General features: G+C 36.7%; 1 pseudogene. It reads left to right on the forward strand.

Annotated elements, in window-relative coordinates:
• Nucleotides 1–648: pseudogene (locus AC1DRF_RS31025) on the forward strand (GH25 family lysozyme); the annotation flags it as partial.
• Nucleotides 649–706: the final 58 nt, after the last annotated feature.

Raw genomic sequence — 706 nt, forward strand, 5'->3', positions numbered from 1 at the left:
GGATGGGTAATTCCTAATGCGATAAGTGCCAACCGCTATGATGTAAAAGGCGTAGACGTATCTTCTTATCAAGGRGAGATTGATTGGAGTGTGCTGAGTAAACAAGATATTCAGTTTGCTTTTATCAAAGCAACGGAAGGAAGTTCATTTCAAGATCCTTTATTTAAACAAAACTGGGAACAAGCAAATCGGAAAAACATGCGGATCGGAGCTTATCACTTTTTTAGCTACGATAGCAAAGGTTCCACACAAGCGGCTAATTTTATCAAAGCGGTCTCTCTTAAAAATAACGATTTGCCTCCAGTGATTGATGTAGAATTTTACGGAGATAAAAAACAAAACCTGCCGTCTTAGAAACATGTATACAAGGAGCTTTCTAGCATGATTAAACATCTTGAATCTCATTATGACAAGCGCGTCATTCTTTATACGACGTCTAAAGCGTATAACTTGTATATTAAAAACAGATATCCTGAGTGTGATATTTGGATTCGCGATGTTGTGAAAAAGCCTACTCTTGAAGAACAGAAGAAATGGACGTTTTGGCAGTATACGGACAAAGGGCGGTTAAGCGGCTATAAAGGTAAAGAAACGTTTATTGATTTAAATGTGTTTAACGGAAATCAAGCAGAATTTGAAAAATACTAGTTTACTAGAAAGGTAAGAGATGGAGGGAAAAATAATGCCTACTTATAACAAGCTAGTG

The sequence above is a fragment of the Priestia sp. P5_B4 genome (assembly GCF_056400385.1).